Origin of the sequence: Natranaerovirga pectinivora, from assembly GCF_004342165.1 — a bacterium.
Lineage (GTDB): Bacteria > Bacillota > Clostridia > Lachnospirales > DSM-24629 > Natranaerovirga > Natranaerovirga pectinivora.
Window position 1 is genome coordinate 1 of sequence record NZ_SMAL01000027.1, and the last position, 1,396, is coordinate 1,396.

The window sequence follows — 1,396 nt, forward strand, 5'->3', positions numbered from 1 at the left end:
GGTTCTATAATAAATGTTGGGGTGTAAAAACCTCAACATTATTTTTTTGTAAAAAAATAATGCACTTATCCTCAATTCCCTTTAACATGTTAATTGACGAGAAAAACAAATCGAAAGGAATGATTATAAGTGCAATCTAATTCTATCAGTAAATTACTAAAATTAAAAGAGGTACAGGTAAAAAATATTGATTATGGAGATCATTTTATTAAGTTTTTTCTTGAAACTAAACCTAAGGAACACTCTTGTCCTTGTTGTGGTTCAAAAACAAGTAAAATACATGATTACCGTAACCAAGTTATTAAAGATATTCCTCTTCAATTCCAAAGAACTTACTTTGTTTTAAAGAAACGTAGATATGTTTGCTCCTGCGGCAAACGATTTTATGAATCTTATGATTTTTTACCTAGATACTCTCGTATGACTATTCGCTTAGTTCATTTTATTTGCAAGGAACTTACTAAAACTATTAGTATTACAGATATTGCTCATTCTGCTAATGTTTCTGTATCTACTATTCTACGTATTTTAAATGTTATTAACTATCCAACCCCTTCTCTTCCAAAGGTTCTTTGTATTGATGAATTTAAAGGAAATGCTGAAACTGGTAAATATCAATGTATCATCGTAGATGGAAAGAAAAATAGAGTTTTAGATATTCTTCCTGATCGCTCACAAAATCATTTAATAGATTACTTCAAACAAGTACCTAGGTATGATAGACATCGTGTAGAATTTTTTGTTTCTGATATGTGGCAACCTTACGTTGATATTGCTCGTAATTATTTCCCTAATGCAAAAATTATTATTGATAAATATCATTTTATTAGACAAGTTACTTGGGCAATTGAAAAAGTACGCAAACGTTTACAACGGTCTATGCCTATTAACTTACGTAAATACTATAAACGTAGTCGTCGATTGCTTCTTACTAGGTATTATAAACTTAAAGATGAGACTAAAAAAACAGTAGATTTAATGTTACAGTACAACGATGATTTAAGACTTGCTCACCGTTTAAAAGAATGGTTTTATGAGATTTGTCAAAGTAATAAGTACTCATATCAAAGAACTGCTTTTTATGATTGGATTAAGAATGCTGAGAAATCAGGTATTCCTGAGTTTGAAGCTTGTGCAAATACATATAGACATTGGGCCAAAGAAATACTAAATGCATTTAAGTATGGATATACCAATGGTCCAACAGAAGGATTTAATAATAAGATAAAAGTATTAAAACGCATTTCATATGGCGTTAGAAATTTCCACAGATTTAGAAATCGTATTTTACACATTACAAATTAAATAAGATGTTTTTTCTACTATTAACATGTAGCTTTATTAAGTGCACCCTAAAATGCGTATTATATTATAGAATACAAAAATAGCTCTAAAG

The 1,396-nt window shown here is 29.2% G+C and carries 1 protein-coding gene; it reads left to right on the forward strand.

Annotated features, from left to right (window positions below; all coding sequences use genetic code 11):
* Positions 1 to 129 precede the first annotated feature (129 nt).
* Entirely contained in the window at positions 130 to 1,305 is a 1,176-nt protein-coding gene (locus EDC18_RS14350; protein ID WP_132254260.1) for an ISL3 family transposase, read from the forward strand.
* Positions 1,306 to 1,396: the final 91 nt, after the last annotated feature.